The organism is Campylobacter ureolyticus, assembly GCF_027277485.1.
GTDB classification, from domain to species: Bacteria; Campylobacterota; Campylobacteria; order Campylobacterales; family Campylobacteraceae; genus Campylobacter_B; species Campylobacter_B ureolyticus_B.
Genome location: NZ_JAPXGQ010000004.1, coordinates 24595 through 41620, shown reverse-complemented (window position 1 = coordinate 41620; position 17026 = coordinate 24595). Strand labels below are relative to the sequence as shown.

19 protein-coding genes are annotated in these 17026 nt (G+C 28.6%); all 19 read right to left on the bottom strand.

The annotated features are described in order from the left end of the window. Positions 1-65: 65 nt before the first annotated feature. A complete protein-coding gene (locus O6B72_RS02945) occupies positions 66-2204 on the bottom strand; it encodes an AAA family ATPase (RefSeq protein WP_050334304.1) in 2139 nt (712 codons plus the stop codon). A gap of 19 nt (positions 2205-2223) precedes the next feature. Next, positions 2224-2535, bottom strand: a complete 312-nt coding sequence (locus O6B72_RS02940; RefSeq protein ID WP_034907995.1) for an ATP-dependent Clp protease adaptor ClpS — start codon at positions 2533-2535, stop codon at positions 2224-2226. Then, entirely contained in the window at positions 2516-3142 is a 627-nt protein-coding gene (locus O6B72_RS02935) for a thioredoxin domain-containing protein (RefSeq protein ID WP_050334307.1), read from the bottom strand. Before O6B72_RS02935 ends, O6B72_RS02940 begins: the two co-directional genes overlap by 20 nt. 13 nt (positions 3143-3155) lie before the next feature. Next, positions 3156-3620: an SsrA-binding protein SmpB gene (gene smpB / locus O6B72_RS02930; protein ID WP_050334310.1), complete on the bottom strand. Its 465-nt coding sequence runs from the start codon at positions 3618-3620 to the stop codon at positions 3156-3158. Beyond that, positions 3617-4387, bottom strand: coding sequence for a 4-(cytidine 5'-diphospho)-2-C-methyl-D-erythritol kinase (locus O6B72_RS02925; RefSeq protein WP_269492166.1), 771 nt, complete (start codon positions 4385-4387; stop codon positions 3617-3619). The genes smpB and O6B72_RS02925 overlap by 4 nt, the downstream gene beginning before the upstream one ends. Next, positions 4384-5202, bottom strand: a complete 819-nt coding sequence (truB, locus tag O6B72_RS02920) for a tRNA pseudouridine(55) synthase TruB (RefSeq protein WP_258298827.1) — start codon at positions 5200-5202, stop codon at positions 4384-4386. The genes O6B72_RS02925 and truB overlap by 4 nt, the downstream gene beginning before the upstream one ends. Next, a complete protein-coding gene (locus O6B72_RS02915) occupies positions 5199-7268 on the bottom strand; it encodes an ATP-dependent helicase (protein ID WP_269480213.1) in 2070 nt (689 codons plus the stop codon). The genes truB and O6B72_RS02915 overlap by 4 nt, the downstream gene beginning before the upstream one ends. Before the next feature lie 49 nt (positions 7269-7317). Next, positions 7318-7728 (bottom strand): hypothetical protein, encoded by a 411-nt coding sequence (locus O6B72_RS02910; protein ID WP_269480212.1) that lies wholly within the window; start codon positions 7726-7728, stop codon positions 7318-7320. Continuing rightward, positions 7725-9431: a M3 family oligoendopeptidase gene (locus tag O6B72_RS02905; protein WP_269492165.1), complete on the bottom strand. Its 1707-nt coding sequence runs from the start codon at positions 9429-9431 to the stop codon at positions 7725-7727. The genes O6B72_RS02910 and O6B72_RS02905 overlap by 4 nt, the downstream gene beginning before the upstream one ends. Before the next feature lie 118 nt (positions 9432-9549). Beyond that, positions 9550-10797 carry a serine/threonine transporter SstT gene (gene sstT, locus O6B72_RS02900; protein ID WP_101636856.1) on the bottom strand — a complete coding sequence of 416 codons (1248 nt, stop codon included), beginning with the start codon at positions 10795-10797 and terminating at the stop codon, positions 9550-9552. A gap of 222 nt (positions 10798-11019) precedes the next feature. Then, entirely contained in the window at positions 11020-11844 is an 825-nt protein-coding gene (locus O6B72_RS02895; RefSeq protein WP_257876487.1) for a methionine ABC transporter permease, read from the bottom strand. A gap of 28 nt (positions 11845-11872) precedes the next feature. Further along, complete coding sequence (locus O6B72_RS02890) at positions 11873-12346, bottom strand: DUF4410 domain-containing protein (protein WP_269492164.1); 474 nt, start codon at positions 12344-12346, stop codon at positions 11873-11875. Next, complete coding sequence (locus O6B72_RS02885; RefSeq protein ID WP_269492162.1) at positions 12343-13302, bottom strand: methionine ABC transporter ATP-binding protein; 960 nt, start codon at positions 13300-13302, stop codon at positions 12343-12345. The genes O6B72_RS02890 and O6B72_RS02885 overlap by 4 nt, the downstream gene beginning before the upstream one ends. 4 nt (positions 13303-13306) lie before the next feature. Next, positions 13307-13450, bottom strand: coding sequence for a hypothetical protein (locus tag O6B72_RS02880; RefSeq protein WP_016647427.1), 144 nt, complete (start codon positions 13448-13450; stop codon positions 13307-13309). An 81-nt stretch (positions 13451-13531) separates the two neighbouring features. After that, positions 13532-14368 (bottom strand): SEL1-like repeat protein, encoded by an 837-nt coding sequence (locus O6B72_RS02875; protein ID WP_269492161.1) that lies wholly within the window; start codon positions 14366-14368, stop codon positions 13532-13534. 112 nt (positions 14369-14480) lie between these two features. Beyond that, positions 14481-14993 carry a tetratricopeptide repeat protein gene (locus tag O6B72_RS02870; protein ID WP_269492160.1) on the bottom strand — a complete coding sequence of 171 codons (513 nt, stop codon included), beginning with the start codon at positions 14991-14993 and terminating at the stop codon, positions 14481-14483. Positions 14994-15030: 37 nt separating this feature from the next. After that, positions 15031-15399, bottom strand: a complete 369-nt coding sequence (locus O6B72_RS02865; RefSeq protein WP_024962001.1) for a DMT family protein — start codon at positions 15397-15399, stop codon at positions 15031-15033. Then, on the bottom strand, positions 15396-16211 hold the full coding sequence (locus tag O6B72_RS02860) for a DNA-methyltransferase (RefSeq protein WP_024962002.1): 816 nt from the start codon (positions 16209-16211) through the stop codon (positions 15396-15398). The genes O6B72_RS02865 and O6B72_RS02860 overlap by 4 nt, the downstream gene beginning before the upstream one ends. After that, complete coding sequence (locus O6B72_RS02855) at positions 16204-17025, bottom strand: type II restriction endonuclease (RefSeq protein WP_024962003.1); 822 nt, start codon at positions 17023-17025, stop codon at positions 16204-16206. The genes O6B72_RS02860 and O6B72_RS02855 overlap by 8 nt, the downstream gene beginning before the upstream one ends. Between the last annotated feature and the right edge of the window lies 1 nt (position 17026).

Sequence of the window (17026 nt, the reverse complement as noted above, 5' to 3'; positions counted from 1 at the left end):
TAAAGATTAAATTCTATATTTTTTAAGGCTGATAAAATTTAAAATATTTATCAGCTTTTTAATATTTAGTCTAAAAATTCAAACTCAAGTTCATTATTTACTGCATCAATTTTAACAATTCCACCATTTTTAAGTTTGCCAAACAAAACCTCTTTGCTTATTTCATCGCTTATTTTAGAAGTTATTATCCTTTTTAAGTTTCTTGCACCAAATTCCGGACTATATGAGATGTTTATTAAAAACTCTTTTGCCTCTTTTGATAAATCTATCTTAACATTTTTAAGCTTTTCTTCTAGTTCTTTAACTACTTTATCTACGATTTTTAGTAAAATTTCATTATTTAAGACATTAAAATTTATAACTTCATCTATTCTATTTCTAAACTCAGGCGAAAAGAAATCTCTTATCGCGGCATTTATTTTATAACTTTCATCTTTGGTAAAGCCCATTTGAGGGGCTTCTTTTGTTCCTAAATTCGAAGTCATTATAATAATTGTATTTTTAAAATCAGTTTTTTCGCCACTATTATCACTTAAAACTGCATTATCGAAAATTTGTAAAAATATATTTAATAAACTTTGATTTGCTTTTTCTACTTCATCAATTAAAATTACACTATAAGGATGTTTTTTAATACTATTTGTAAGAAGTCCACCTTCCTCAAATCCAATATATCCAGGAGGGGAGCCAATAAGTTTTGAAACACTGTGAGATTCCATATATTCACTCATATCAAATCTTTGAAAATTTACACCTAAATTTAGAGCAAGCTCTTTTGCTAGTTCACTTTTTCCAACACCACTACTTCCTGTAAATAAAAATACTCCTATTGGACTGTTTTCATTTTTAAGCCCAGCGTAAGATCTAAAAAGAGCATTGCAAAGTGAATTTATAGCTTCATCTTGTCCAAAAATTCTAGTTTTTAGTTTTTCTTTTAAATTTTTCAAAACTTCTGTATTATCTTCGCTTTTTACGATATTACTTATATTTGCGTTTTTAGAAAGCGTTTCTATAATATCATCTTTTGTAACTTCATAATCTTTTTTTTCAAGTAGTGAAAATTTAGCTCCAACTTCATCTATTAAATCAATTGCACTATCAGGTAAAAATTTATCATTTTGGTATTTTTTTACTAAATTTATAGCTGTTTTTATAATCTCATCACTAAATTTAACATTGTGATGAGCCTCATATTTACTTTTTAAGCCTTGCAAAATTTTAAAAGTATCATCAACTGATGGTTCATCGATATCGATTTTTGCAAAGCGTCTAAGAAGGGCTTTATCTTTACTAAAATTTCTAAATTCGCTATAAGTTGTAGCTCCAATGCATGAAATTTCACCCTTTGAAAGAAGTGGTTTTAAGATATTTGCCATATCAAGACTGCTATTTCCTGCATCACCAGTTCCAATAATAGTGTGAATTTCATCTATGAATAAAATAGCATCTTTATCTTTTTTTAGCTCATCCATAATATTTTTTAGACGCTCTTCAAAATCTCCTCTATATTTTGTTCCAGCTACCAAGTCAGCACTATTTAAGGCATAAATTGTTTTGTTTTTAAGCTTATTTGGAACTTCACCATTTGCTATTTTTAAAGCAATCCCTTCTACAATAGCAGTTTTTCCAACTCCAGCTTCGCCGACTAATATTGGATTATTTTTTTTTCTTCTACAAAGAGTTTGCATAGTTTGGGCTATCTCTTTTTGGCGTCCTATTAAAGGATCGATTTTTCCATTTTTGGCAAGCTCGTTTAAGTTAGATGTATATAATGCAAGTAAATTTTCTTTTTTATCATCCTTAGTTTCATTTTCTAAATTTTCATTAAAATTAAAAATATTATGATAGTTTAAAACTTTAGCGCAATCACCTTCCTTATCTTCTAAAAGTGTTTTGAAAAACTGCATGGCATCAAAATTAATATTTGAGTTGTTTGCTTTATTTAGTATAATTTCAAGTGAGTAGCTAAGAGTTGGTGCTAGGTTTGAGCTAACTTTTGGGTTTGCTTTTGTTATAACTTCTATATGTTTTATTAAATCATTTAAATTTGTATTTTTGCACTCATTTTTGATGAAATTTCTAAGTCCTTCATCATATTTTAAAATTATATATAAAAGGTGCATTGTTGTTATGTATTCGTGTGAATTACTTTTTGCATAATCACTTGCTTTTTGCAAATAGTATGTAAAAGTATAATCTATCATTTTTCTCTCTTTTTATTTATTATCTTTTTTCTTTTACTGTGCATTTTAGTGGGAAATTTGCCACTTTTGATGCCATTAAAACTTCATTTTGTTTTGTTAGGGCAATTTCTTTTGTGTATGTTCCACAAACTGCAAGTCCTTGGTTGTGAATTTTAAGCATCAAATTCACTGCCTCATCTGTGGTTTTATTAAAAATTTGCACGATGATATCAACTACAAAATCCATTGTTGTTTTATCATCATTGTGTAAAATCACATCATATAAAGTTGGAAAAAATAGCTCTTTTTTATCTTTTGTTTCTACAACTTCATTAGTTTTTACTTCTTGCATTGTTAATTCTTTCAAAATCATCTTTTAAAACACTTGTGCTTATTGCACCATTGTAGTAGTATTCACCTGCTGGATTGTTGAAATTTGATAGCTTTTCAAGCTCTCCATTTTGGTTATACATAACTTTAAATGGCACTGTTAGGCTTCTTTGATAGTTTAAATCAGATAAAATTTGATTAATTATTTCTTCATTTGGGTTTTTATCGGAATTTGCTATAAAATAATATGCATTATATTTTTTAGCAAAATTTTCCATTATATACTCATCACTTACTTCTTCAAAATGAATTAGTCCAATCATCATAAAGTCATCTTTGTTATTTAGTTGAAAATCCATTAAATGTGGAGCTTCTGTTTGGCAAGGCTTACAAAATGTTCCAAATATATCTATCATCAAAAGTTTATTTTCGCCATCAAGCTTAAAACCTTTTTGAGTTCTTACAATGGTTACTTCTTTTCCTAAAATATTTTTTAAAGTTATTTTTTCACCAACTTTAAAATAGCTTTTATCTTGGGATATTGAGATATTTTCTTGTTTTTGTTCTTTTTCATTTGAACAACCAAATATTAAAAATGCTGCCAGTAATGTTAATAAATACTTTTTCATAATTTTTCCTTTTTTAAATTTTACCTTTTTTAAAATTTGCCATTGCTATTTTTGCCTCTTTATCGGCAGTTTTTCTTTTTAAGGTTTCTCTTTTATCATGCAAAGTTTTTCCTTTTGCAATAGCAATTTGAACTTTTATTATATTTTTATTATTTAAATAAAGCAATAACGCAACTATTGTAAGCCCATCTTTTGTTACCATACCAAGAAGTTTATCGATTTGATATCTATGCATCAAAAGTTTTCTAGGAGCTTTTTCATCTGGCTTATAGTATGGATTTGTCGTATTTAAATGGCTAATATGCGCATTTAGTAAAAAAAGTTCGCCTTTTATAATTCTTACAAAGCTATCTTTAAGGTTTGCTCTGCCAGCTCTTAAAGCTTTTACTTCGCTGCCTTTAAGCACAACACCGGCTTCAAATTTTTCTAAAATTTCATAGTCAAAAAAAGCTTTTTTATTTTTTGCTAATACTTTCAAATTTTCCCTTTTATTTTAAAATAACTGCTCCCACTCCCACTAAAAAACTCATTTTCTTTTAACTTAAAATTTGGGTTTATAGCTTGAAATGGAGCTAAAAGATCGTTTAGTTCATAATTTTTATATTTTTTTAAAATCTCTTTTGTTGATAGATTTTTTAATTTTTTGGCTAAATTTAAATCGATCTTATTCATAAAATCAGCTCTAAATTTAGCATAAATTTCAGGCGTTGAGGCAAAAATACTTGGTGTAAATACTTCTAAATTTGGAATATCATCATTAAAATTTTCTACTATTTCGCCAACACCACTTACATTTGCACTTTCAAACTCAGTTATAAAAAAAGCCACATCGCTTCCAATATTTTTTGAAATTTCGATTAACTCTTTTTTTGAAAAGTTTAAATTTAGGGTTTGATCTGTTAAATTTAAAAATGCCGCAGCATTTGAGCTGCCGCCCCCAAGTCCTGCACCCATCGGAATATTTTTTTCTAAAATCACCTTATGAGTTTTAAAAAAATCAGAAATTTTATCTTTAAATTTTGTTTTTAAAAGCTCTTTAAAAGCTTTATTTATAATATTTTCTCCATTAATTTTAATATTTGATATTATATTTAAATCTTCGCCGCTGTGTTGAAACTCTGACTTTTCAAAGTAAATTTTATCAAAAAGACTTTTATATAAGATAAAGCGTGATGAAATTTCGTGATAATTTCCTCTTGTTCCAGTTATCTTTAAAAAAATATTAAGTTTTGCATAACTTTTCAAATTTTTATCCTATTCCAAAGATATTTTACTTGGTTATTTTCTATTTGTACAATGGAGTAGAATTCGCCTAAATTTAGCAAATACTCACCATCATCTAAAAATTTAAAATTTTTAAAATTTAGCTTTTTACCTAAAATCACATCATCTAAATCGCCTAAATAAAAGTTTTCTTTCAAATTTAAATATTCAAATGGATTTAAAAATTTTTCATTTTCATATTTAAATTTTCCTTCACTCACTCTATTTAAAGCACTTAGGGTGATATCGCATCCAAGTTTTTTACTAAAAAGTTCGGCATAACTTCTTATATAAGCTCCTTCGCTGACACTTAAAAGAATGGTTAAAAAAGGGTGTGAATAATTTATTATTTTAGATTCATAAATATTCATTTTACACTCTTTAAGTTCAAACTCTTCATCATTTCTAGCCATCTCATAGGCTCTTTTTCCATTAATCTTTTTAGCTGAAAACTTAGGCGGAGTATATGTTAGCTCGCCTTGTAAATTTTTTACTATCATTTCAATAATTGATTTATCAAATAAAGAGATATTTTTAATACTTTGTATATTCTCACTATCTAAACTTTTACTTTTTGCTCCAAGCCAAAGTGTTGCTTTGTAGACCTTTGGCTCTTTATCTAAAAATCTGAAAAATTTTGTATAATCACCAAACGCAATTATTAAATTTCCACTTGCAAATGGATCAAGTGTGCCTGAAAAACCTGCTTTTTTAACGCCGTATTTTCTTTTTAATTTACTAAGAAAAAAATTTGATGAAATTCCTATTGGCTTATTTGCAACAAATAAAGCATTCATACTACTTTTTCCACAAAACTCGATATTATATCTCTGTGAATTCCGCCAAAATTTATACTAAGTTTGAGTTCATTTTTATATTCACCAACATTTGTAACGCGACCAATTCCAAAAAGTTTATGTTTTACTAAATCGCCTTTTTTAAAACTAGTACTTTTTTCAAATACTAATGCACTTTCACAGAGTCCAGATTCACTTAAAAACCTACTTTTATCAAGATTTTGTCTTTTTCCTTTATAAAACCTTGAGTTAGAATAGCTTAAAGTTAGTGTTTTTTTAGCTCTTGTTATTGCCACATAAGCAAGTCTTCTTTCTTCTTCAATATCAGTGTGATCTCCAATTAAAGGGAAAAATCCCTCCTCCATCCCTATTACAAAAAGATGGTTAAATTCTAAGCCTTTGCTTGCGTGAACGCTCATTATACTAATGCCATCTTCACTTATGTTATCTTGCTCGCTTTGAAGACTTAGTTCGTTTAAAAACTCTTCTAGGTCAAAATTTGGTTCATTTACAAGTGCATCTTTAAGCATTGCTAAAAACTCATCGATATTGGCTATTTTATCATCACCTTCTGGGAGTTCTTTGTAAAATTCTTTAAGTTTAAAAGTTTCATCAAGTTCGTTAATAATATCATAAAAATTATCTTTTTCTTTTAGCTCTAAAATATCTTCATATAATTGTGTAAGCATTAATTGTGATTTTTTACCTAGATTTGAAGTGTTATTTAAAGTTTCAAATAATGGTAAATTTTGATTTTTTGCAATATTTTCAAGTTTTTCAAGAGAAGCTGCACCAACGCCTCTTTTTGGGCGATTTATAATCCTTCTTAGTGAAAAATCATCATTTGGATTTAAAATAAGTCTTATATAGCTTATCATATCTTTTATCTCAGCTCTTTCATAAAACTTCATTCCGCCAACCATTTTATATGGAATTCTTGCTTTTGTTAAGCCATCTTCCAAAGCTCTTGATAGAGCATTTACTCTATATAAAACTGCGATATTTTTAAGCTCTTCGCCGCTGTTTATAAGTTTTTTTATAGCATTTGAAATTTTATTTGTTTCGTAGTTTTCATCTTCGCTTTCCATTAAAGTTACTTCTTCGCCTTTTTCTTTTGTTCCGATTAATTTTTTACCAAGGCGGTTTTGATTGCAGTCAATTAAGTTATTTGCTGTATTTAGTATATTTTGAGTGGAGCGATAGTTATTTTCAAGTTTTATTAAAGTAACATTTTTAAACTGGTCTTTGAAATTTAAAATATTTTCAACTCTTGCGCCACGCCAGCCATAAATGCTTTGATCATCATCTCCTACAACGCATAAATTTTCATGCATTAAACAAAGTTTTTCTAAAAGTTTAAATTGCAATTCGTTTGTATCTTGATACTCATCTACCATTATATATCTATATTTTTGTGAAATTTCTTCGCAAAGTGTTCTATTTTTAGCTAAAATTTTATATGGGAGTCCAAGTAAATCATCAAAATCAACTAAATTTTCATTTTTTAATGTATCTTCGTATTCTTTATAAACTTTTGCAACTTTTTGATAAAACCCACTTTCTTTTTTAGCGTAATCATTTATTAATGTTGAGTTGCTTAAAGCATCATCAACGCTTACAAGAGAGTTTTTCATCTTCGAAATTTCATTTGCTAAAATTGAAGTTGATAGATCACTTTGAAATTTTTTAATGATTTTTTTCTTATCATCTGTATCAATTATGACAAAATTGTTTTTTCTTTTTAACTCACTCATGTAAAATTTCAAAAATAAAAGTCCAAATTTATGAAATGTGCAAAGCAAAGGATAAGCATCGAGCTTTGTTTGATTTATAAGATTTAAAGCTCTATTTCTCATCTCAAGAGCTGCTTTATTTGTAAAAGTAAGTGTTAAAGTAGAGTTTGCAGGAATGCCTTGAGATATAAGATATGCAAGACGAGAAGTTATAGTTTTTGTTTTTCCACTTCCAGCTCCAGCTAAAATAAGCATTGCTCCATCAACGTGTGTTGCTGCTTTTTTTTGTTCCTCGTTAAGTCCTTGTAAAATACTTTGCAATGATTCCTCCATATATAAAACCTTTATTTTATCAAAAATAACTTATAATAAGGTTTTTTATCTATTTGCTTGAAAATATTTTTTTTGATTTTGCTCTTTTATCCTCTTCGTTATCTTTTTTTTCTTGAATTGATAAATTTATAAAAATTGGCTGATTTTTTAAATTTATTTGTATTATGTCGCTCAAAGGCACACTTAGAGTTGAGGCGAAATTTTCATTTCCAAAACCAGCTTCAAATATTAAAAAATCATCTTCTAAAAATGCACTTTCTAAAGTATAATTACCAAGTTCAAACATTATTAAATTTGAAAAATTATCACTTATTTCTTTTGGTAGCTCTGGGTTAAATTTAACATTTTTTAAATTTACAACTATGTTAAAACCACGATGTTTTTCAAGTAGATATTCTAGGCATTCTTTTGCATGATTTTTCATTAAATCACAAAAAACACTATCTTTTAAAATGGTCATTTTAGCTCCTTAAATTTTTTTACCAATTTTTCAACTTCATTTAGTCCTATTTGCCAAAACTCTTGACTATTTATATCAAGGTTAAACATCTCAACCATTTCTTTTGGACTTTTGCTACCACCAAGAGTTAAAAATTCAGTATAAATTTCTACAAAATTTTCACATTTTTTACTTTTATAAAGTCCAAATAAAGCTAAAACTAAAAGCTGAGCGTAAGAGTAGCTGTAGCAGTAAAATGGAGTGTGGATAAAGTGTGGTATATAACTCCACCAAGATTTATAATATTCATTTAGTTTTAGACTTTTTCCAAACATTTTAGCTGATTCTTCTAGCCAAATTTTATCCAATTCATCTTTGCTTAACTCACCTTCAAAATTATGCACTCTTCTTTCAAAAGTTGTAAAATTAATTTGCCTATAAAGTGTGGCAAAAATATCTTCAAGTTTTGAAGCAAGGAGTGAAATTTTATCATCACTTTTTTGATAAATATAGTCAAATACAAGCATTTCACAAAATACTGATGCTGTTTCAGCTGTGGTAAGTGGTGTGCTTGAATTAAAATATCCGACTTTATAAGCTAAATATTGGTGAATTGCATGACCAAGCTCGTGAGCAAGGGTAAAAAGATCTCTTTTTTTGTTTGTAAAATTTAGCATTACAAAAGGATGAACACTACTTACTGCTGAGTGAGAAAATGCCCCGCTAGTTTTATTTTTATCAGGATAGACATCTATCCAGTTTTCATCAAAAGCTTTTTTTGCAATTTCTCCAAATTTAGGGCTAAATTCATTAAATGCTTTTAAAACTATTTTTTTAGATTCTTCAAAAGTTATTTCTTCATCACTTCTAATTGGAGCGTATCTATCATAATCATACAGCTCTTCAAATCCTAAAATTTCACGCTTTTTTGCGTAATAATCAATAGATAAATCAAATCTTTTCTCAACTGCTTTTATTAGGTTATCAACACTTTTTTTCTCAATTTGATTATATAAGTGCATCGAGCTTTCGCTAAATTTGTAGTTTCTTAGCTCTTTTTGAATGTTCAAATCAGTTTTTATCATATTGTAAATATATGTCAAAAGATGAGAATTTGCATCTAAGGTTTTGCTAAGACTAAGTGCAGCATTTTTTCTTTTATTTCTATCTTCATCGCTTAAATAGCTTAGTAAAGCTTCAATTTTTATCTTTTTATCCTCAAAATCAAAATCTAAATTTGCCATTGTTTCATCAAAAAGTCTTGCAAAAGCACTGCTTCCAACAGGTGAGGTTTTAAGCAAAACCTTTTCTTCTAAAAGAGAGAGTTGATGAGCTTTTTCTTTGCTTAAAAGCTCTAAGTGATATTTGTATTTTGGTGAGGCATTTATAAATTTATCTTTTTTAGTTTTTTCTAGGTTATTAAATTCGATTTCAAAAAATAGTAAATTTTGTGAAATTTCATTACAAATTAACTCACTACTTGCTAATTCTTTTCCTTTTGTGGTATCCTTAGCAAATGCAAGATATCGATAAGTTAGTGCTTTTGATATATTTTCATTTATTTTTTCAAGAGTTTGTAGGGCATTTAGAAATTTACTATTATCAAGTTTTTCTAAATGATTTTTATATGTTTTATTAAAAATTATGGCTTCATTTTTTATTTTTTTTATAAAATCATTAAACTCATTTTCACTACTAAAAAACTCTTTTAAATTCCAATTCATATATTTCCTTTTTTAAATTTTACATATTTTAATATAAATTTGTTTAAAAAAAAGTAATTGTAAAAAAGCGAGTTTAAAAATTTAAAATTAGTGGTTGTTTAGACCACTAATTTTTTAGTTAATTTTTGGTATTATTTGTAGCTTCTGAGGCAACAGCTGTAAATAAAACATCAGTTGAGCTGTTGATTGCTGTTTCAACTGAGTCTTGGATAACGCCTATTATAAATCCAACAGCTATTACTTGCATAGCAATATCATTTGGTATGTTAAACAAAGATGTTGCAAGAGGAATAAGCATAAGTGAACCACCAGCTACTCCACCACATCCGCAAGCTCCAAGAGCTGAAACAAAACAAAGTAAAAGTGCAGTTCCAAAACTAACTTCAATTCCTAAAGTAAATACTGCTGAAAGTGTTAAAATGGCAATTACCACCGCAGCTCCAGCCATGTTTACATTTGCTCCAAGAGGGATTGTTATAGAGTAAAGATCTTCATCTAAATCAAGTTTTCTACAAAGGTTTAAATTTACAGGTATGTTTGCAGCTGAGCTTCTTGTAAAAAATGCATATAAGCCACTTTCTTTAAGACAAGTAAATAAAAGTGGATAAGGGTTTTTCTTTAAAACAATTCCTGCTAAAAGTGGATTTGTTACAAAAGCAACAAAAGCCATAGCAGCAACTAAAACTATAACAAGTTTTAAATATCCCATTAAAGCTTCCCCGCCAGCAGTTGCAACGCTGTTTGCAACAAGACCCATAATACCAAAAGGGGCAAGTTGGATGATAAATTGAACTATTTTTGTGATTGCGTCTGATAAGTCTTCAAATAAGCTTTTAGTAGCAGGGCTTGCAAATTTAAGCGCTAAACCAAAGCCAATGGCCCAAGTTAAAATTCCAACATAATTTCCTGTTGTAAGAGCATTTACAGGGTTATCAACCATTTTAAATAAAAGTCCTGATAAAACTTCTACCATACTAGTTGGGGCTGAGCTTGCATCAGCTGCTGTAACATCTAAAACCAAAGTTGTTGGAAACATGAAGCTTGCTATTACTCCAATGGCTGAGGCCAAAACAGTGCTTATTAGATAGAGGATTAAAACAAATTTAAGTCCTTTTGTGTTACTAAAATTTCTAGTTATAAATGAAGCGGCTATTAATATAAAAACTAAAATTGGCGCAACTGCTTTTAAAGCTCTTACAAATAAACTTCCTAAGGTTCCAACAGCAGCAGCTAAGCTGTTTATAAAGCCAGTATCGCTATTTTGAGCTAAAAAGCCAATAATTGCACCTATAAAAACTCCAACTAGAATTTTAATAACTAAATTTTTATCTTTATAGCTTTTTACAAGCTTTTGAAATGAAGACATGATTATTCCTTAAAGTTTAAAATTATAACTTTGAAAATATATCCAAATTTTTATAAAATAAGAGTTAAATTCTTATTTGAATAAAAAATTATTATATTATTTTTAAATTTTTAGTAAATTTATAACTTTTTTACACCTTTTATAACTTTGGCAATAATATTTTAGAGATGAAATTGTTTAAACAATGTATTATTTAAACAATTTCGTATATTAAAAAGTTTGTTATTTTTTAGTTTTTTTGTAAATATAGTTTCCAACCATTTGAAAAATTTGAACCATAACAATTAAAATAAGCACAGTATAAAGCATAATATCATCATTAAATCTTTGAAATCCATATCTTAAAGCCACATCTCCAAGTCCGCCTCCACCAAGCGTTCCAGCCATCGCTGAAAAGCCAATAACAACAATAAGCGTTAAAGTTAGCACATTTACAAGCGATGGCACCGCCTCAACTAACATAACTTTAAAAACAATTTGCATTTTACTAGCACCATAGCTTTTTGCAGCTTCTATTACGCCATTATCAACCTCTATTAAGGCATTTTCTATAAGTCTTGCGATAAATGGTGCAGTTCCTATAGTAAGTGGAACGATAGCAGCGTTTGTTCCAATACTTGTGCCTATTATGAGTTTTACAAAAGGAAATAACACGATAATTAATATAATAAATGGAAAACTTCTAACAACATTTACTATAAAATCAAGCACAGTATAAACATATCTGTTTTCCATAAGTCCATTTTTTCTAGTAATTACTAAAATTATTGCTAGAATTAATCCAAAAATAGAAGCAAAAACTGTAGCTGTTATGCTCATATAAATGGTCTGCCACGAAGCATTTAGTAAAATACTTATCCAAATTTGATAGTTTTTATTTCCTAAAAGTTCTTTTAAATTTTGGCTTAAATTTGTAAAAATTCCTTCAAAAAATGGATTTTCTTTAAAAAATATATTATCAATAGTTGTAAAAATAGTATCGCCGACAAAAAATGGATAGATAAAAAATAATCCTAAAAATAGTAAAAATAAAATTAATTTTTTCATTTCAATTCCTAGACTTTTATTTAGATTATTATTTTTTTATTTTTAAAACATCAGTTGATATATGTTTTATGGTATTATTTGTGATTGCATCAAATAATTCTTCAGCATCTCCACCTAGTGCACCAATCGAAACAGAACTATATAATGTAAATTCGGATATTTTTGTTCCGTTGATATCAAAAAGCTCATTTTTGGTTTCCAGTTTTGCTTTTCCTGCACCAAAGCCTACAAAATACCTTAATGCTCTATTTCCTTTATCAAAATTCATAATCTCGCAAATTAATTTTAAATCATTTCCATAAATGTTTTTTTCTTTAAGTTTTTTATTGATGATTTCTTGCAGTTTTTTACTATCATTTTTATCTACACATTCTGCGTAAAGGTTATTATATTTGATATTCTTCTCATTTTGATGATTAAAATTTACTTTTGCTGGTTGGCTAAGTACACAACCGCTAAATACAACAGCACCAATTATTATTGAAAATATTTTATTTTTCATTCTATTATCTCCCATAAAACACCAGTTTTTTTAATAAAGTTTATAACTTTTTCTCTATCTTTTGGCTCTATATTTATAACCAAGTGTCCAAGCACAAGCTCGCTTAATTGCTCAATTTTTCCCCAAACGATGTTAAAATTTAAGTCAAGCTCACGCGCCATTTGTGTGATAACGCACTCAAAAGCAACTTCTTTTGGAAAGTAAAGTGCTATGTTTATACCATCTTGTGGAAGAACCATTTCCTCGCCCAAAAACTCACGCATATTTTTATCAGGCTTTAAAAATAGTTCGTGAATTTCGCCTTGATTTGTAATAATACCATTGCTTAAAAGAACAGCTTTGTTAGCGATACTTTTTACAACTTCCATTTCGTGAGTAACTAAAACTATAGTAATGCCAAATTCTTTATTAATACGCTTTAAAAGAGCTAAAATTTGTTTTGTTATACTTGGATCAAGTGCCGAAGTAGCCTCGTCTGAGAGTAAAATTTTAGGATTTAGCGCTAAGGCTCTAGCTATGGCAACTCGTTGTTTTTGTCCGCCAGAAAGTGCTGCTGGATAAAAATCCTTCTTATCATTAAGTCCTACGATTTCTAAAAGTTCATCAACTCTTTTTTTAGTATAATTTCTATCATAACCCCAAAAATTTAGAGGCGTTGCAACATTTTCAAAAACAGTTTTTCTATTCATTAAGGCAAAATTTTGAAAAATCATACCGATTTCTTTTCTAAGTTCTCGTAATTTTTTGCCTTTTACATCTTTTATTTCTACGCCATCAACTTTTAAGCTTCCACTTTGGTAGTCTTCAAGTCCATTTATGCAGCGAAGTAGAGTGCTTTTACCAGCGCCACTATGTCCAACAAGACCAAAAATTTCACCTTTTTTAATGTTAAAATTTATATCTTTTAGTACAAGTGTGTTGCCATAACTTTTGCTTAAATTTTTAACTTCTATCATGTTTTTATTTTGTTATAAAATAGTAAATTACATAAATCCAGCTTAAAAAGCCATGTATTATTGCCCATAAAATACTTTTGTTTGCACTCCATGAAAGTGCCACTGCTATAACTGTTCCAAGGCTAAAACCACCAATGATACCTTGCATAATTTCTCCTTTATTTTTTAAATATAAAATAGACCGCCAATATAAGAAAAATAAAACCTATTAATAATCTATAAAATATAGCTAGTAGCCATATTTGTTAAGCGTTGCAAATTCACGACAACCTTGTTGAGAACCTAAGTCGCAAGCCTTGCTATAATACTCCTTTGCCATGCTATAGCTCTGTCTTACACCTTTACCACTCTCATATAAAAATCCAAGATTGGCACAACCTGAAAACTCTTTATAATCACAAGCAATTTTAAAGTATTTAAAAGCCTCTGTATAGTTTTGCTCTACACCTTGACCACTCTCATATAAAAGTCCAAGATTGTTGCAATCTAAATAATTTCCACTGTCGCAAACTAATTTATAGTATTTAAAAGCCTCTGTATAGTTTTGCTCTACACCTTGACCACTCTCATATAAAACTCCAAGATTATGACAACCTTGATAGTCTCTATTATCGCAAGCTAATTTATAGTATTTAGAGGCTTCTTTGTAATTTTGTCTCACACCTTGACCACTCTCATATAAAAATCCAAGATTGGTGCAACTTCTACACTGTCCACTATCATAAACTAATTTATAGTATTTAAAAGCTTCTGTGTAGCTTTGTCTTACACCTTTACCACTCTCATATAAAAATCCAAGATTATGACAACCTTGATATTCTCCATTATCACAAGCAATTTTAAAGTATTTAAAGGCTTCTGTGTAGTTTTGTTCTACACCTTGACCATTGGCATATAAAATTCCAAGATAGGTGCAACCTTGATATCCTCCATCATCACAAGCAATTTTAGAGTGTTTAAAAGCTTTTTGATAGTCTCCTGTTGCATAAGCTTTGATGGCAGTTTCAAGTTCATTGCCAAGCAAAACAGCACAGAGAAAAGATAGTAAAACTATAACTTTTTTCATATCATACTCCTTTTTTTTAAATTTGGTTATTTTAACATTTTATTTTTTAAATATAAAATAGACCGCCAACACAAGAAAATAAAACCTATTTAAAATAACCTATAAAATATAGCTAGTAGCCATTTTTGTCGAGCTTTGCAAATGCATCGCAGCCTTTTTGATAACCTAAGTCGCAAGCCTTGCCGAAATGCTCCTTTGCTATGCTATAGTTCTGTCTTACACCTTGACCATTGGCATATAAAACTCCAAGATTGTAACAACTTCTATGTTCTTCATTATCACAAGCTAACTTATAGTATTTAAAAGCTTCTTTGTAATTTTGTCTTACACCTTGACCGTAAGCATATAAAAATCCAAGACTGTTGCAACCTAAATATATTCCATTATCACAAGCTAATTTATAGTATTTAGAAGCTTCTGTGTAATTTTGCTCTACACCTTGACCATTGTAATATAAAATTCCAACAATTCCACAACCTCTATACTCTCCATTATCACAAGCAATTTTAAAGTGTTTAAAAACTTTTTGATAATCTCCTGCTTCATAAGCTTTCTCAGCAATTTCAAGTTCATTGCCAAGCAAAACAGTGAAGACAAAAGATAGCAAAACTATAACTTTTCTCATCTTATATTCCTTTTTAAATTTGGTTATTTTAGCATTTTTATTTTTTAAATATAAAATAGACCGCCAATACAAGAAAAATAAAACCTATTATGTGATTTAGTCTTAAAGTTTCATTTTTAAAAACAAGCAGTGTAAATGTCGTAAATACAACTAGCGTGATAACTTCTTGCAATACTTTTAACTGCCATATATTAAACGCACCACCATTTTCTACAAAGCCATATCTGTTTGCAGGAATTTGAAAACAATATTCAAAAAATGCAACTCCCCAACTAAGTAAAATTATCCAAATAAGACTAAGTGAGCTAAAAGTTGGTAATTTGCTAAGTTTTAAATGCCCATACCACGCAATTGTCATAAATATATTTGATAAAATTAGCAAAATTATCGTGTAGTATGGCTTCATTTTAGTTCTTTAAAAATTTTAAAGTCATCAATTTTATTAAAAATTTTATCTCTGTTTTCATCAAGCTCTTTTTTTCTAGCTAAACTAATATCAATAAATTCTTTTTCTTTTTCAATTCCTATAAAATTTCGACCTAGTAAATTTGCAGCAATTCCAGTTGTAGAGCTTCCACTAAATGGATCACAGATAGTTGAATTTTCATAACTTGCCATTAAAATAAGCCTTACTAAAAGCCTTAAAGGTTTTTGAGTTGGGTGTTTACCACAACTTTTTTCCCAAGGTGCAATGGCAGGAAATGCCCAAACATCTTTCATCTGCTTATTGTCATTTATCTTTTTCATAAGTTCATAGTTGAAAATGTGTTTATGTTTTTCACTCTTTCTAGCCCAAATAATTTGTTCTGTTGAATGAGTGAGATAACGACAACTGAAATTTGGTGGTGGATTTGTCTTTTGCCAAGTAATAATATTTAGAATTTTGAAATCTAGTTTTTGTAAAGCTCTGCCAATAGAAAAGATATTGTGATAGGTTCCACTAATCATCACGCTTCCATTGTCATTTAAAGCATTTTTTGCCATTTCTAGCCACTCTAAATTAAACTTATCAATCTCATCGATACCATAACTTTTATCCCAATTGCCCTTATTTACGCTTACAATTTTTCCACTTTGGATGCTAAGTCCGTCATTTGAAAGAAAATAGGGTGGATCGGCAAAAATAAGGTCAAATTTACTTTTAAATTTCGGCAAAATTTCAAAAGTATCACCATTATAAAGTATAAATTTTTTATCATTGCTTATAAATTTAGCCATTTTTTACCTTGTCAATAAAGTCTTTTAAGTTGAATAAGTTGTAAATTTCAACACTTTTATAGGCTTCTTCAAGTTTGTTTTTGGCGCTTAACCAACCTTGTCCGTCTGTTATCCAAATAAATTTATATTTATTATTTAAAGAAATTTTTGCATTTAGCTCGGTGTAACCTCTTGCAACTTCGTTTAATTTTGAACCGCCAGAGTTATAGAAATTTGTTTCAATTAAATATGTAAAATTTTTAGATTTTATAACAAAATCAAATCTTTTTAGATCTTTTCCCAAATCCAAATCTACAAAATTAGTGCTTTGCACCTCTTTTTTATACTGAATTTTTTCTTTATCTAGTTTTTTGGCAATTAAATTCTCAAAATTTGTTCCGCCTCGATTTTTCCTAGCATTTGTATCCAAGCCAACTTCTATACCAAAAACATAATCATTTAAATTTTTAATTTCTGAGTTTTTGAAAATTCCTTCAAGCCCTGTTTGTTTGAAAAAATCATAAATTTGTTTTGGGTCTTCAAAATAGGTTTTTAAATCTACTAAATTTCCATATTCATCAAGTAGTTTTGTATTTTTATCTCGCACAGCAATTAACAAATTTAACACAGAAAAACACTCTTTATTTATATTAAATAAAAACTCAATTTCTGACTTTAAATCCTGTTTATTTAACAAATAATTTAATTGGTTTAAATGAGCAGAGATCTTTTTTATGTTTGTAGAGCATTTTTTAAAATTTACAAAATACTCAAGTGTTGCATTTGTTTTTTGTAGAGCTTTTAAAAAATCATCAAATGAAATTTTGTTTTTCATT

Bases quoted from the DNA above. Each gene is read 5' to 3' on its own strand.
- O6B72_RS02870 (WP_269492160.1), bottom strand. From the start codon at position 14,993: ATGAGAAAAGTTATAGTTTTGCTATCTTTTGTCTTCACTGTTTTGCTT.
- O6B72_RS02860 (WP_024962002.1), bottom strand. From the start codon at position 16,211: ATGGCTAAATTTATAAGCAATGATAAAAAATTTATACTTTATAATGGT.
- O6B72_RS02940 (WP_034907995.1), bottom strand. From the start codon at position 2,535: ATGCAAGAAGTAAAAACTAATGAAGTTGTAGAAACAAAAGATAAAAAA.
- O6B72_RS02855 (WP_024962003.1), bottom strand. From the start codon at position 17,025: ATGAAAAACAAAATTTCATTTGATGATTTTTTAAAAGCTCTACAAAAA.
- O6B72_RS02910 (WP_269480212.1), bottom strand. From the start codon at position 7,728: ATGACCATTTTAAAAGATAGTGTTTTTTGTGATTTAATGAAAAATCAT.
- O6B72_RS02905 (WP_269492165.1), bottom strand. From the start codon at position 9,431: ATGAATTGGAATTTAAAAGAGTTTTTTAGTAGTGAAAATGAGTTTAAT.
- sstT (WP_101636856.1), bottom strand. From the start codon at position 10,797: ATGTCTTCATTTCAAAAGCTTGTAAAAAGCTATAAAGATAAAAATTTA.
- O6B72_RS02865 (WP_024962001.1), bottom strand. From the start codon at position 15,399: ATGAAGCCATACTACACGATAATTTTGCTAATTTTATCAAATATATTT.
- O6B72_RS02895 (WP_257876487.1), bottom strand. From the start codon at position 11,844: ATGAAAAAATTAATTTTATTTTTACTATTTTTAGGATTATTTTTTATC.
- O6B72_RS02890 (WP_269492164.1), bottom strand. From the start codon at position 12,346: ATGAAAAATAAAATATTTTCAATAATAATTGGTGCTGTTGTATTTAGC.
- O6B72_RS02945 (WP_050334304.1), bottom strand. From the start codon at position 2,204: ATGATAGATTATACTTTTACATACTATTTGCAAAAAGCAAGTGATTAT.
- O6B72_RS02885 (WP_269492162.1), bottom strand. From the start codon at position 13,302: ATGATAGAAGTTAAAAATTTAAGCAAAAGTTATGGCAACACACTTGTA.
- O6B72_RS02935 (WP_050334307.1), bottom strand. From the start codon at position 3,142: ATGAAAAAGTATTTATTAACATTACTGGCAGCATTTTTAATATTTGGT.
- O6B72_RS02875 (WP_269492161.1), bottom strand. From the start codon at position 14,368: ATGAAAAAAGTTATAGTTTTACTATCTTTTCTCTGTGCTGTTTTGCTT.
- O6B72_RS02880 (WP_016647427.1), bottom strand. From the start codon at position 13,450: ATGCAAGGTATCATTGGTGGTTTTAGCCTTGGAACAGTTATAGCAGTG.
- O6B72_RS02915 (WP_269480213.1), bottom strand. From the start codon at position 7,268: ATGGAGGAATCATTGCAAAGTATTTTACAAGGACTTAACGAGGAACAA.
- truB (WP_258298827.1), bottom strand. From the start codon at position 5,202: ATGAATGCTTTATTTGTTGCAAATAAGCCAATAGGAATTTCATCAAAT.